13 protein-coding genes are annotated in these 13,801 nt (G+C 61.4%); 9 read left to right on the top strand and 4 right to left on the bottom strand.

Features of this window, described 5'->3' with window-relative positions; translation table 11 throughout:
- Positions 1-2 precede the first annotated feature (2 nt).
- Complete coding sequence (gene dprA, locus UIA24_RS07245) at positions 3-1,106, bottom strand: DNA-processing protein DprA (RefSeq protein WP_330522504.1); 1,104 nt, start codon at positions 1,104-1,106, stop codon at positions 3-5.
- Between the two features lie 232 nt (positions 1,107-1,338).
- Here dprA and def point away from each other — a divergent pair, with 232 nt between their 5' ends.
- From def to UIA24_RS07220, 5 genes are read left to right on the top strand one after another with little or no spacing between them, the layout of a single operon-like run.
- Positions 1,339-1,845 (top strand): peptide deformylase, encoded by a 507-nt coding sequence (gene def / locus UIA24_RS07240; protein ID WP_102053005.1) that lies wholly within the window; start codon positions 1,339-1,341, stop codon positions 1,843-1,845.
- 58 nt (positions 1,846-1,903) lie between these two features.
- Positions 1,904-2,836 (top strand): methionyl-tRNA formyltransferase, encoded by a 933-nt coding sequence (gene fmt, locus UIA24_RS07235; RefSeq protein ID WP_330522503.1) that lies wholly within the window; start codon positions 1,904-1,906, stop codon positions 2,834-2,836.
- Positions 2,833-4,143, top strand: coding sequence for a 16S rRNA (cytosine(967)-C(5))-methyltransferase RsmB (gene rsmB, locus UIA24_RS07230; RefSeq protein WP_330522502.1), 1,311 nt, complete (start codon positions 2,833-2,835; stop codon positions 4,141-4,143). Before fmt ends, rsmB begins: the two co-directional genes overlap by 4 nt.
- A 23-nt stretch (positions 4,144-4,166) precedes the next feature.
- Positions 4,167-5,540, top strand: a complete 1,374-nt coding sequence (trkA, locus tag UIA24_RS07225; protein WP_065759107.1) for a Trk system potassium transporter TrkA — start codon at positions 4,167-4,169, stop codon at positions 5,538-5,540.
- 12 nt (positions 5,541-5,552) lie between these two features.
- Positions 5,553-5,867, top strand: coding sequence for a tetratricopeptide repeat protein (locus tag UIA24_RS07220; RefSeq protein WP_102053008.1), 315 nt, complete (start codon positions 5,553-5,555; stop codon positions 5,865-5,867).
- 61 nt (positions 5,868-5,928) lie between these two features.
- Here UIA24_RS07220 and UIA24_RS07215 read toward each other — a convergent pair whose 3' ends face one another.
- Both UIA24_RS07215 and UIA24_RS07210 read right to left on the bottom strand, forming a co-directional pair.
- Positions 5,929-6,816, bottom strand: coding sequence for a lysophospholipid acyltransferase (locus UIA24_RS07215; protein ID WP_065759109.1), 888 nt, complete (start codon positions 6,814-6,816; stop codon positions 5,929-5,931).
- A gap of 39 nt (positions 6,817-6,855) precedes the next feature.
- Complete coding sequence (locus UIA24_RS07210; protein ID WP_330522501.1) at positions 6,856-7,407, bottom strand: DNA-3-methyladenine glycosylase I; 552 nt, start codon at positions 7,405-7,407, stop codon at positions 6,856-6,858.
- Positions 7,408-7,489: 82 nt separating this feature from the next.
- Between UIA24_RS07210 and glyQ the strand changes: the two genes are divergently transcribed.
- The 4 genes from glyQ (at position 7,490) to UIA24_RS07190 (ending at position 11,904) form a co-directional block, all read left to right on the top strand.
- Positions 7,490-8,437, top strand: a complete 948-nt coding sequence (gene glyQ, locus UIA24_RS07205) for a glycine--tRNA ligase subunit alpha (RefSeq protein ID WP_099773224.1) — start codon at positions 7,490-7,492, stop codon at positions 8,435-8,437.
- Positions 8,434-10,488 carry a glycine--tRNA ligase subunit beta gene (gene glyS, locus UIA24_RS07200; protein WP_065760483.1) on the top strand — a complete coding sequence of 685 codons (2,055 nt, stop codon included), beginning with the start codon at positions 8,434-8,436 and terminating at the stop codon, positions 10,486-10,488. The genes glyQ and glyS overlap by 4 nt, the downstream gene beginning before the upstream one ends.
- 3 nt (positions 10,489-10,491) lie before the next feature.
- Positions 10,492-11,025, top strand: a complete 534-nt coding sequence (gene gmhB, locus UIA24_RS07195) for a D-glycero-beta-D-manno-heptose 1,7-bisphosphate 7-phosphatase (RefSeq protein WP_065760484.1) — start codon at positions 10,492-10,494, stop codon at positions 11,023-11,025.
- Between the two features lie 108 nt (positions 11,026-11,133).
- Positions 11,134-11,904 (top strand): lysophospholipid acyltransferase family protein, encoded by a 771-nt coding sequence (locus tag UIA24_RS07190; RefSeq protein ID WP_065760485.1) that lies wholly within the window; start codon positions 11,134-11,136, stop codon positions 11,902-11,904.
- Positions 11,905-12,075: 171 nt separating this feature from the next.
- Here UIA24_RS07190 and UIA24_RS07185 read toward each other — a convergent pair whose 3' ends face one another.
- The gene (locus tag UIA24_RS07185; RefSeq protein ID WP_102053011.1) at positions 12,076-13,698 is read right to left on the bottom strand and encodes an MFS transporter; all 1,623 of its coding nucleotides are present in this window, start codon (positions 13,696-13,698) and stop codon (positions 12,076-12,078) included.
- Positions 13,699-13,801 lie beyond the last annotated feature (103 nt).

The raw sequence follows: 13,801 nt of genomic DNA, 5'->3' as shown, positions 1-13,801 counted from the left end.
ACTTAGCCCGGCCGAGCAAACCAACGGCCTGCTTCATTACAAACCTGCCCGGCCAGCTCAAGCTCGGTCAGTGCCGCCAAGACACGCGACAACGGCCAACCACTGGCGTGCGCCAGGCTTTCGCTGCTTTGCGGCGCGGCCAGGAGCAGCACCAGCAACGGGTTGGAGGGTACCTGCAACACTGGCTGGGTCACCGGCAGGTTCTGCCACCCACTCAGGGTTTCCAGTATGTGCTCAATCCGCTCGACCAGCAGCGCGCCATCGCGGATCAATTGATGGCAGCCCTTGGCGCCCGGATGATGGATAGACCCCGGGATGGCGTAGACCTCTCGCCCTTGCTCGGCCGCCAGGCGCGCTGTGATCAACGAACCACTGGCCAGGCTGGCCTCAACCACCAGCACACCCAGCGACAAGCCGCTGATGATGCGGTTGCGCCGGGGGAAATTTCCGGCGACGGGTCCGGCGTCCAGCGGAAACTCTGACACCACCGCGCTGCCGCGCTCCGCCATTGCCGCTGCCAGCGCCCGATGGCGCTGTGGATAACATTTTTGCAGCCCGGTTCCGACCACCCCGATTGTCTGTCCACCGACGTCCAGCGCGGCCTGGTGAGCCACACCATCAATGCCCGCCGCCAAACCACTGGTGACGACAAAACCGGCCTGTGCCAGGCAGCGGGAAAACGCCGCCGCTGTCGCCAGGGCGGGGGGCGATGCACGCCGACTGCCGACGATGGCCAACTGTGGTTTCTCCAGAATGGCCGGGTCACCGGCCACGAACAGCAGCGGCGGGGCATCGTCCAGTTCGGCCAGCAAGGCCGGGTACGTGGCGGCGTCCCACATCAGCAAATGCTGGCCTGGGCGCTCTAGCCAGGCCATTGCGGCCGCCGCACCATCACGGATCTCCGGGCTGCGCCGCGCCTCCACTGCGGTGGCTGGCACGCCCAGCGGACGCCAGGCGGCGGCCGGTGCGCTGAGCGCTGCCGAGGCACTACCAAAGGCTTCGATCAGTTTACGGAAGCGCCGAGGCCCGAGCTCCGGCAGTCGATGCAAGCGCAGGCGCGCCTCCAGTTCGGCGGGTGGGCAGGTCGAAAAATCATTGCACATCATCTGATCATCCTTGATTCAGAGGCCCGGCGAAGCCAACAACAAGCTGTGGATAACTCTGTTGATAATCGATTGACAACATGTGCGTCAGTCAACACCGCTCCGCTCACCAGGCCGATGCATGGGGGTGGCTGCTAAACGTTAGCTGACCTTTTCACAGGTGCCGAATGCGTCGAATCCCTTTATTATGTGCATTCATGTTTGTATTACTTCGCACAGTGCAGCTCATACGCTTATGGCCATTCTGAACATCCTCGAATTCCCTGACCCGCGTCTTCGCACCATCGCCAAACCGGTAGTGGAAGTTGACGACGCCGTACGCCAGCTGGTCGACGACATGTTTGAAACCATGTACGAAGCGCCGGGTATCGGCTTGGCCGCAACCCAGGTCAACGTGCACAAGCGCATCGTGGTCATGGACCTGAGCGAAGACCGCAGCGAACCACGGGTGTTCATCAACCCCGAGCTGGAAATGCTCACCGACGACATGGGCCAATACCAAGAAGGCTGTTTGTCGGTGCCGGGCTTCTACGAGAACGTCGACCGCCCACTGCGCGTCCGGGTCAAGGCCCTGGACCGTGATGGCCAACCGTTTGAACTGATCGCCGAAGACCTCCTGGCCGTGTGCATTCAACATGAGTGCGATCACCTCAACGGCAAGCTGTTCGTCGATTACCTGTCGACCCTGAAACGCGACCGGATCAAGAAAAAACTGGAAAAACTTCACCGCCAGCAAGCTTGATCCCCTCATCCAGAAGGCTTGCTCCGGCAAGCCTTTTTCTTTTTTAAGCGAGAACTCCATGCGCATCGTCTTCGCGGGCACTCCTGAGTTTGCCGCCGAACACCTCAAAGCCCTGCTCGACAGCCCCTACGACATCGTCGCGGTCTACACCCAGCCGGACCGTCCCGCCGGGCGCGGACAAAAACTGATGCCCAGCCCGGTCAAACAGTTGGCCGCGCAGCACGGTATCCCTGTGTTGCAACCGCCGACCCTGCGCGATGCCGACGCCCAGGCCGAACTGGCCGCGCTGCAACCGGACCTGATGGTGGTGGTGGCGTACGGTTTGATCCTGCCGCAGATCGTGCTGGATATTCCGCGCCTGGGTTGCATCAACAGCCACGCCTCCTTGCTGCCGCGCTGGCGCGGTGCGGCGCCGATCCAACGGGCCGTGGAAGCAGGCGACCCGGAGAGCGGCGTCACCGTTATGCGCATGGAGGCAGGCCTGGACACCGGGCCGATGCTGCTCAAGGTCAGCACGCCGATCAGTGCCACCGACACCGGTGGCAGCCTGCACGACCGCCTCGCCGAAATGGGCCCGCCCGCCGTCCTGCAAGCCATTGCCGGCCTCGCCGACGGCACGCTACAGGGCGAAGTGCAGGACGATGCACTGGCCACCTATGCGCACAAGCTGAATAAGGACGGAGCACGCCTGGACTGGAACCGGCCTGCGGTTGAGCTGGAACGCCTGATCCGTGCCTTCAACCCCTGGCCCGTGTGCCACAGCACCCTGAGCGGCGAAGCCGTGAAAGTGCTCGCGGCAACCCTGGCTGAAGGCCATGGTCAACCCGGTGAGATCATCAGCGCGAGCAAGGACGGCCTGGTGGTCGCCTGTGCTGATCAGGCTCTGTGCCTGACCCGCCTGCAACTGCCCGGGGGCAAAGCGCTGAACTTCAGCGACCTGTTCAACAGCCGTCGCGAGAAATTCGCCGTCGGCACGGTGCTGGGCCAATGAACCCGCGTCTGGCCGCTGCCCGCGCCCTGGCCGCCGTTCTCAGCGGCAAGGCATCGTTGAACAGCTCGCTCCCGGCACAGCTGGATAAAGTCGAGGCGCGTGATCGCGGCCTGACCCAGGACCTGGCCTTCGGTACCGCCCGCTGGCAGCCGCGCTTGTCGGCGCTGGCCGAACAGTTGCTGCAAAAGCCCTTCAAGAGTGCCGATGCCGATGTACAGGCATTGTTGCTGGTCGGTCTGTATCAACTGCTCTACACCCGTACTCCCGCGCATGCGGCCATCGGCGAGACCGTTGGCTGTGCCGACAAACTGAAAAAGCCCTGGGCCAAGGCCCTGCTCAACGCCGTACTGCGCCGTGCCCAGCGTGAAGGCAATGAGTTGCTGAGCGCATTGGAGCGCGACCCGGTGGTGCGTACCGCCCACCCGCGCTGGCTGCAGAAGTCGCTCAAGGCCTTCTGGCCAGAGCAATGGGAAGCGATCTGCGCCGCCAACAACGCGCACCCTCCGATGATCCTGCGGGTGAATCGTCGTCATCACAGCCGCGACGCCTACCTGCAGTTGCTTGCCGAGGCCGGTATTCAGGCCGCGCCGTGTCAGTACAGCCGCGATGGCATCGTTCTGGCCGAGGCCAGCGACGTGCGCAACCTGCCTGGCTTCGACCAAGGCTGGATCAGCGTTCAGGACGAAGCCGCGCAACTGGCCGCCGACCTGATGGACCTGGCCCCAGGGCAACGGGTGCTGGACGCTTGCTGCGCCCCGGGCGGAAAAACCTGTCACCTGCTCGAAGCAGAGGCCGGGCTGCAACAAGTGGTCGCCATTGACCTGGAGGCCAAACGCCTGACGCGCGTACGGGAAAACCTCGACCGTCTGGGCCTTGACGCACAATTGATCGCCTGCGACGCACGGGATACCGCCAGTTGGTGGGACGGCAAGGGCTTCCAGCGCATCCTGCTCGACGCCCCCTGCTCGGCAACCGGGGTCATCCGCCGCCACCCGGACATCAAGCTGACCCGTCAGGCCGAGGACATTCCGGCCCTGGCCAGCCTGCAGGGCGAACTGCTCGATGCCCTGTGGCCAACCCTGGAGGTCGGCGGGATCCTGCTCTACGCCACCTGTTCGAGTTTGCCAACGGAAAACACGGAAGTAATCGACGCCTTCCTCGCCCGCACGCCAGGTGCCCGCGAGCTGGACCTGGCGACTGCCGCTGGGCTGCGTCAACCTCATGGTCGCCAGCTGCTGGCGCAAGAGGGTGGGCACGACGGTTTCTATTACGCCAAGCTGATCAAGATCGCCGCGGCTCGCGGATAACGACAATGGAAGGGGAGTAGTGGATGAAGATCATCATCCTGGGTGCGGGGCAGGTTGGCGGTACGCTGGCCGAACACCTGGCCAGCGAAGCCAACGACATCACCGTGGTCGATACCGATGGTGATCGCCTGCGCGACCTCGGCGACCGCCTGGATATCCGCACGGTCCAGGGCCGGGGTTCGTTCCCGACGGTCCTGCGTCAGGCCGGTGCCGACGATGCCGACATGCTGGTTGCGGTGACCAACAGTGACGAGACCAACATGGTCGCCTGTCAGGTCGCCTACACCCTGTTCCATACCCCGACCAAAATCGCCCGGGTACGCGAGTCGGCCTACCTGACCCGTGCCGGCCTGTTCAATAACGAGGCCATTCCGGTCGATGTGTTGATCAGCCCCGAACAGGTGGTGACCCACTACATCAAGCGCCTGATCGAACACCCGGGTGCCTTGCAGGTGATCGACTTCGCCGAGGGCAAAGCCCAACTGGTGGCGGTCAAGGCCTATTACGGTGGCCCGCTGGTGGGCCAGCAACTGCGCCAGATCCGTGCGCACATGCCGAATGTGGATACTCGCGTCGCGGCGATCTTCCGCCGTGACCGGCCAATCCTGCCCCAGGGCGACACCGTGATCGAGGCCGACGACGAAGTGTTCTTCATCGCCGCCAAGGCGCACATCCGCGCCGTGATGGGCGAGCTGCGACGCATCGACGAAACCAACAAGCGGGTGGTCATCGCTGGTGGTGGGCAGATCGGTGAGCGCCTGGCGGAGGCCATCGAAAGCCGCTACCAGGTCAAGATCATCGAAATGAACCCGGCACGCTGCCGCTACCTGTCCGACACCCTGGACAGCACAGTTGTCCTGCAAGGCAGCGCCTCAGACCGCGACCTGATGGTCGAAGAGAATATCGCCGAAGCCGACATTTTCCTGGCCCTGACCAACGACGACGAAGCCAACATCATGTCTTCGCTGCTGGCCAAGCGCCTTGGTGCGCGCAAGGTGATGACCATCATCAACAACCCGGCCTATGTCGACCTGGTGCAAGGTGGCGAAATCGACATCGCCATCAGCCCGCAACTGGCGACGATCGGTACCTTGCTGGCCCACGTACGTCGAGGTGACATCGTCAGCGTCCACTCGCTGCGCCGAGGGGCGGCCGAGGCCATCGAGGCCATCGCTCATGGCGACTCGAAATCGAGCAAGGTCATCGGCAAGGCCATCGAAGACATCGCACTGCCACCGGGCACCACCATCGGCGCGATCATCCGCGACGAGGAAGTGCTGATCGCCCACGACGACACCGTGATCGAAGCCGGTGACCGGGTGATCCTCTTTGTTGTGGATAAAAAGTACATCCGTGACGTCGAGAAACTCTTCCACGTTGGCTTGAGCTTCTTCTAAGAGGAACGGCAGATGCGCGAATCACTGGAAAAAATGCTCGCCAAGGGTGTGGATAACGCCCTGTTGCGCTTCGGTCTGGGCAAATCCTGGCTGGATGAGGGCAACGCTGCCGAAGCCGCTGTACACCTGCAACGCTGTGTGGATTTCGATCCGAAGTATTCCGCGGCGTGGAAGCTGCTGGGCAAGGCACATCAGGCGCAGGGCGACCTGACAGCCGCACGCCAGGCCTGGCAACAAGGCCTGGACGCAGCAAAGGCGCATGGCGACAAGCAGGCGGAAAAAGAGATGACGGTGTTTCTGAAAAAGCTCGACAAAGCGCAACACTGAGGCGTGTTTGTCGCAGGCAAGGCCGGCACCTGCAGGGCCCGACCTTGCCAGTGACGCAACCTCAATACCAGCGTGATTCGCCTGCCGGGCGCTTCTTGAAGCGCTTCATGCTCCACATGTACTGGCTCGGGTAGGCCCGCACATAACGCTCGATCACCTGGCTCATCGCCGCAGCCGAGGTTTCAGTGTCTTCGCTGTACATGGCCTCAGGCGCTGCCTCGAGGATGACCTTGAAACCGGAACCGTCCGGCAGGCGCAGCGCATGCAGGAACACCCCTACGGCTTTGCCACCGGCCAGCATGTTCGGCACGAACTTGCTGGTCAGCGCCTGGGTAGCGAAAAACGGTACGAAGATGCCTGCCGATTCGGCTGGCTCAGGGTCGGCAGGAATCCCCACCTGACCGCCCTTGCGCACTTCCTTGATGATGCTGAGGATGCCTTCCTTGGTCGACGCTGCGACACGGTTACCCAGCTGTACACGCTGTTCACGCAGCAGGTCATCGACAGCCTTGAGTTTGGGCGGACGGTAGAAAATGATCGGTTTGCACTGGCTGCAGTAGAAGTGGTTGAGCACTTCCCAGTTGCCCAGGTGGCTGGTGATACCGACAACCCCCTTGCCCGACGCCAGGGCTTTTTCCAGCACCTCAAGCCCTTCGACCTCACGCACCAGCGCCAGCGAGCGCTTGGCTGGCCAGATCCAGGCACAGGCGCTCTCGGTGAACGACTTGCCGATGTCCATCAGCGTACGGCCTACCAGCCGCTCGCGTTCGGCGGCGTCCATCTCCGGAAAACACTTGGCCAGGTTGATGCGCACGACATTGCGCGAGCTGTTCGGCAGCTTCCACATGATCCAGCCGATTGCCGCGCCGACCCGTTGCACTGCGCCCCATGGCAGCTTGGCAAACAACCGCAGCACCCCGACCATCAAGGCGCCCTTGAATTTATCCACAGGCAGGTTCCTCCTTCTGCAAGCCGGGCATTGTACCCCTCAGCGCAGCAAGGCGGCGTAGCGATCACAATCGATGGTGTGATCCATGACCATGCCCGTGGCCTGCATGAAGGCGTAACAGATGGTGGGCCCGACAAAGGTGAACCCGGCTTTCTGCAGTGCCTTGCTCATGGCCTGGGCCTCGACAGTCACTGCGGGCACCTCACTGCGCTGGCTGAAATGATTGATCTTCGGCTCATCGCCGACGAACGACCAGAGCCAATCGGCCGGGTTTTCCAGTTCAAGCCAGGCCCGGGCATTGCGCCGGGCGGCATTAAGCTTCAGACGGTTGCGAATGATGCCCGGATCAAGCAGGCGCTCCTCGATTTCGTCGTCGCTCATCTGTGCCAGTCGCTGTGGATCGAAGCCAAACAGTACCTGCCGGTAACGCTCTCGCTTCTTCAATACGGTGATCCACGAAAGCCCTGCCTGAAAGCCTTCAAGCAGCAGCATTTCAAACAACCGGCCGGGATCTCGCAGCGGAACACCCCACTCCTGGTCGTGATAGGCCTGATAAAGTGGATCGTCGGTACACCAAAAGCAGCGTGGCATAAGGCTCCAGAGGTAGAGGCCCGCAAGAATCGGGTTATACTCCCGCTCTTTATATTCGCAGCCCTAGAAACAGGTGAATTTCGTGAGCCAGCCTACGCCAGCCGTGCGTACCTTCCAAGACTTGATTCTCGCCCTGCAGAACTACTGGGCCGAGCAAGGTTGTGTGGTACTTCAGCCCTACGATATGGAAGTAGGCGCCGGCACTTTCCATACCGCCACGTTCCTGCGCGCCGTCGGCCCGGAAACCTGGAACGCCGCCTATGTACAGCCAAGCCGTCGCCCGGCTGACGGCCGTTATGGCGAAAACCCTAACCGCCTGCAGCACTACTACCAATTCCAGGTGGTGCTCAAGCCGAACCCGGCGAACTTCCAGGAACTGTACCTGGGCTCGCTGAAAGCCATCGGTCTTGACCCACTGGTCCACGACATTCGTTTCGTTGAAGACAACTGGGAATCGCCGACCCTCGGCGCCTGGGGTCTGGGCTGGGAAATCTGGCTCAACGGCATGGAAGTCACCCAGTTCACCTACTTCCAGCAAGTGGGCGGTATCGAGTGCTTCCCGGTCACCGGTGAGATCACCTATGGCCTGGAGCGTCTGGCGATGTACCTGCAGGGTGTCGACTCGGTCTACGACCTGGTCTGGACCGACGGCCCGTTCGGCAAGGTGACCTACGGCGACGTGTTCCATCAGAACGAAGTGGAGCAGTCGACCTACAACTTCGAACACGCCAACGTCGAGAAGCTGTTCGAGCTGTTCGACTTCTACGAAAGCGAAGCCAACCGCCTGATCGAGCTGGAACTGCCGCTGCCAACCTATGAAATGGTTCTCAAGGCATCGCATACCTTCAACCTGCTCGACGCCCGCCGCGCCATCTCGGTAACCGAGCGTCAGCGTTACATCCTGCGTGTACGGACCCTGGCCCGGGCCGTGGCACAAAGCTACCTGCAAGCCCGCGCCAAGCTGGGCTTCCCGATGGCATCCCCTGAATTGCGTGATGAAGTGTTGGCTAAGCTGGAGGCTGCACAATGAGTGCTCAAGATTTCCTGGTTGAACTGGGCACCGAAGAACTGCCACCCAAGGCCCTGAGCGCCCTGGGCGACGCTTTCCTCGCCGGTATCGAAAAAGGCCTGCAAGCTGCCGGCCTGAACTACAGCGACAAGGTCGTGTTCGCCGCACCACGTCGCCTGGCGGTATTGATCCGTCAACTCGATACCCAGCAGCCTGACCGCAGCATCAATGTCGATGGCCCACCGCGCCAGGCCGCGTTCGATGCCGAAGGCAACCCGACCCAGGCGGCCCTGGGCTTCGCCAAGAAGTGCGGCGTAGAGCTGGCGCAAATCGACCAGAGCGGTGCCAAGCTGCGCTTCTCCCAGCACATTCCAGGCAAGGCCACCGCCAGCCTGCTGCCGACCATCGTTGAAGACTCGCTGAACGACCTGCCGATTCCCAAGCGCATGCGTTGGGGCGCGCGCAAGGAAGAGTTCGTCCGTCCAACCCAGTGGCTGGTCATGCTGCTGGGCGATGAAGTGGTCGATTGCACCATCCTTGCCCAGAAAGCCGGTCGTGAATCCCGTGGCCACCGTTTCCACCACCCGGAAAACGTACGCATCAGCTCGCCGGCCAGCTACCAGGAAGACCTGCGCAAGGCCTACGTACTGGCCGACTTCGCCGAGCGCCGTGAGCTGATCAGCAAACGTACCGCTGAGCTGGCGATGCAGCAGGAAGGCACCGCGATCGTGCCACCGGCACTGCTCGACGAAGTGACCGCGCTGGTTGAATGGCCTGTGCCGCTGGTCTGCTCGTTCGAGGAACGCTTCCTCGAAGTGCCACAGGAAGCCCTGATCACCACCATGCAGGACAACCAGAAGTACTTCTGCCTGCTGGACATCGACGGCAAGCTGCTGCCGCGCTTCATCACCGTGGCCAACGTCGAGAGCCGTGATCCAAAGCAGATCATCCAGGGTAACGAGAAAGTCGTGCGCCCACGCCTGACCGACGCCGAGTTCTTCTTCAAGCAAGACAAGAAGCAGTCCCTGGAAAGCTTCAACCTGCGCCTGCAGAACGTCGTCTTCCAAGCGCAACTGGGCAGTGTCTTCGACAAAGCCGAGCGCGTAGCCAAGCTGGCCGCCTTCATTGCCCCGCATATCGGTGGCGATGCCAAGCGTGCCGCCCGTGCCGGCCTGCTGTCCAAGTGCGACCTGGCCACCGAGATGGTCGGCGAGTTCCCCGAGATGCAAGGCGTAGCCGGTTACTACTACGCACTGAACGACGGTGAGCCGGAAGATGTCGCCCTGGCCCTGAACGAACAGTACATGCCGCGCGGTGCAGGTGCCGAGTTGCCGTCGACCCTGACCGGCGCAGCCGTGGCCATCGCCGACAAGCTCGACACTTTGGTCGGTATCTTCGGCATCGGCATGCTGCCAACCGGCAGCAAGGACCCCTATGCCCTGCGCCGTGCCGCACTGGGTGTGCTGCGTATCCTGATCGAGAAGCAGCTGGACCTGGACCTGAACGATGCCGTGGCCTTCGCCGTGGCCCAGTTCGGCCACACGGTCAAAGCCGCTGGCCTGGCCGATCAGGTGCTGGAGTTCATCTTCGACCGCCTGCGTGCACGTTACGAAGACGAAGGCATCGACGTCGCCACCTACCTGTCGGTTCGTGCATTGAAGCCCGGTTCCGCACTGGACTTCGACCAGCGCGTGCAAGCCGTTCAGGCCTTCCGCAAGCTGCCGGAAGCCGAAGCCCTGGCCGCCGTGAACAAGCGGGTTTCCAACCTGCTGAGCAAAGCCGAAGGCACGGTTGCCCACCACGTCGAGCCGAAGTACTTCGACAACGCCAACGAGTTCTCCCTGTACTCGGCGATTCAGCAAGCCGATCAAGCGGTGCAGCCAATGGCCGCAGCGCGTCAGTACAGCGAGTCGCTGGCACGTCTGGCAGCCCTGCGTGAACCGGTCGATGCCTTCTTCGAGGCAGTGATGGTCAACGCCGAAGACGCCAAAGTGCGGGCCAACCGTTATGCCTTGCTCAGCCGCCTGCGCGGTCTGTTCCTGGGCGTAGCTGACATCTCGCTGCTGGGGTAAGCCTTGAAACTGCTGATTATCGATCGGGACGGGGTGATCAACGAGGACTCCGACGCGTACATCAAGTCGGTGGAGGAGTGGATACCGATCCCCGGCTCGATCGAAGCGATCGCGCAGTTGAGCAAAGCCGGCTGGACGGTGGCAGTCGCCACCAACCAGTCCGGCATCGCACGCGGCTACTACCCCACGGCCACCCTCGACGCCATGCATGAACGCTTGCGCGGCCTGGTGGCCGAGCAGGGTGGCGAGGTCGGCCTGATAGTCCATTGTCCGCACGGCCCGGATGACGGTTGCGATTGTCGCAAGCCGAAGCCGGGTATGCTCAAGACCATTGCTGCGCACTATGCCGTGGAATTGGCCGGACTTTGGTTTGTCGGTGACAGCAAGGGTGACTTGGAAGCTGCGCTGGCCGTCGATGCACAACCCGTTCTGGTAAAAACCGGGAAGGGTGAACGGACCCTGAGCAAAGGGCTACCAGCAGGCACCTTGGTTTTCGAGGATCTGGCGGCCGTCGCCAGAGCACTTATCCACACGTAGAGCGCCGCCGAATATTCGTCGCCTCCAGGGCCGCAGTAGTGGTTCTGCGACGAGCGTTCCCCCGGTGCACTCCAACAGGCGGGCGAGCCCGCAACGGTACATGCCGCTATGTCGATCCTGCAGGCGATCAGAATATTTCTTTTTTACCTGCTGTTGGGTACCAGCTCCTTGCTCTGGTGCACCCTGAGCTTTTTTATTGCGCCGTTCCTGTCGTTCCGCGCCCGATACCGTTTCATCAACGTGTATTGGTGCCGCTTCGCACTGCTTCTGGTTCGGGTTTTTCTCGGTATACGGTTCAAGGTAACCGGGGCTGAGAACATTCCTGAACAGCCCTGTGTGATTCTTTCCAATCACCAGAGCACCTGGGAGACCTTTTTCCTCTCCGCCTATTTCCAGCCCTTGAGCCAGGTGCTCAAGCGCGAACTGCTTTATGTACCGTTCTTTGGCTGGGCGATGGCCATGCTCAAGCCCATTGCCATTGATCGCGACAACCCCAAGGCCGCGTTGAAACAGGTCGCCAGCGAAGGTGACAAGCTACTCAAGCAAAACATCTGGGTCCTGATTTTCCCGGAAGGCACCCGTGTGCCATTTGGCACCATCGGCAAGTTTTCCCGTGGCGGTACCGCCTTGGCGGTAAATGCCGGGCTACCGGTGCTGCCGATCGCCCACAACGCTGGCAAGTACTGGCCCAAGGAAGGCTGGGGTAAATTGCCCGGCACCATCGAGGTCGTCATCGGTGCGCCAATGTGGGCCGAAGGCACCGGGCCACGGGCTATCGCCGAGCTCAATGACCGCGCAGCTGCCTGGAACGAGCAGACCCAACGCGACATGGGCTCCCTGCCGCCCGTGGCGCAAAATGAAGCCCAGAGCACACACTGACGATCTGTGGATAACTTGTGTACAGTATTTTGATAAATCACCACTACGATGAGCTAAGTGCTTAATTTAAATACTTATTTCTCTGTATGACTGTTTTCTGAAAATCGTGCATAAGTTTTTTCACGGCATAAAAAAACCGGCGTTTACGCCGGTTTTTTTTATGCCATCAGATCAGACCTTGTCGATGTCCACGTCGCGGGTTTCTTTCAAGCAGAACAGCCCCACCACCAGGCTAATGCCGGTAATCAACACCGGGTACCAGAGGCCGTAGAAGATATCGCCGGTGTACACCACCAAGGCGAATGACACCGTCGGCAGGAAGCCACCAAACCAACCGTTGCCAATGTGGTAAGGCAGCGACATCGAGGTGTAGCGAATGCGGGTCGGGAACAGCTCGACCATCACCGCCGCCAGCGGGCCATAGGTCATGGTCGCAATCAGGATCATCACCACGATCAGCAAAACCACCATCGGCTGGTTCACCGAAGCCGCATCTGCCTTGGCCGGGTAACCTGCCTTGTCGATGGCTGCACGCATCGCCGCTTCATCGAAACCACTGATTTGCTGATCGCCAATGGACACGACCACAGGGCTGCCAGCGGCTGCCGTCTCGGAACTGTATGGCAGGCCCTGCTTGACCAGGAACGTCTTGACCTTGTCGCATGGGCTGTCGAAACGCGCCTTGCCCACCGGATCGAACTGGAAGGTACAGCCTTGTGGATCGGCAATGACCACAATCGGCGCCTGGCGGCTGGCTGCGTCGATCTGCGGGTTGGCGTAATGGCTCAGGGCTTTGAACAACGGAAAGTAGAGCAGGGTGGCCAGCAGCAGGCCTGTCATCAGGATCGGCTTGCGCCCGACCCGGTCCGACAGCCAGCCGAAGAAGACGAAGAACGGCGCACCGATGACCACGCTGATGATCAACAAGGTGTTGGCCTGGCCAGGGTCCATCTTGAGCATCTGGGTCAGGAAAAACAGCACGTAGAACTGCGCGGTGTAGAACGTCACGGCCTGCCCGGCATTGATACTGAACAGCGCGGTGAAGACCACCTTGAGGTTTTCCCAGGAACCAAAGGACTCACGAATCGGCGCACGGCTGGTTTTGCCCTGAGCCTTCATTTTCACGAAGGCCGGCGATTCTTGCATGCTCATGCGAATCCAGGTGGAGATCGCCAGCAGCACAATCGACAGCAGGAACGGCAGGCGCCAGCCCCAGACTTCGAACTGATCACCACTGACGTAACGGCTGGCCAACACCACCAGCAGGGACAACAGCAACCCCAGGGTGGCTGTGGACTGGATGAAGCCGGTATGGAAACCACGCTTGCCGGGCGGGGCGTGCTCGGCAACATAGGTCGCGGCGCCGCCATACTCACCACCAAGCGCCAACCCCTGAAGCATGCGCAACACCACCAGAATGATCGGTGCGGCAATGCCAATGCTCGCATAGGTCGGCAACAAGCCGACGGCAAAGGTCGACAGGCCCATCAGCACAATGGTCACCAGGAAGGTGTACTTGCGCCCGATCATGTCACCCAGGCGGCCGAACACCAGCGCCCCGAATGGGCGTACCAGGAAACCGGCAGCAAAGGCCATCAAGGCGAAGATAAACGCTGTGGTGTCGTTGACCCCGGCAAAGAACTGCTTGCTGATGACGGCCGCCAGGGCGCCATAGAGGAAAAAGTCATACCACTCGAAAACCGTCCCGAGGGATGACGCAAAGATGATCTTGCGTTCTTCCCGGCGGCTATTAACCACCGTTGCCGCGCCACGCTCTTGGATGTAGTCCGACATCGTTGTTGTCCTCGGCCTTGAGGCCACAGTGATTATTGTTGTTGTTCCACTGTCGGTGCCGGGCGACTGCATCCGGCGCTCCGTTTACCACATCACCCTGTCA

Source organism: Pseudomonas sp. AL 58 (assembly GCF_036348395.1).
GTDB lineage: Bacteria > Pseudomonadota > Gammaproteobacteria > Pseudomonadales > Pseudomonadaceae > Aquipseudomonas > Aquipseudomonas defluvii.
Note: the sequence above shows the minus strand (reverse complement) of the source record. Positions and strands in the feature narration are given on the sequence as shown.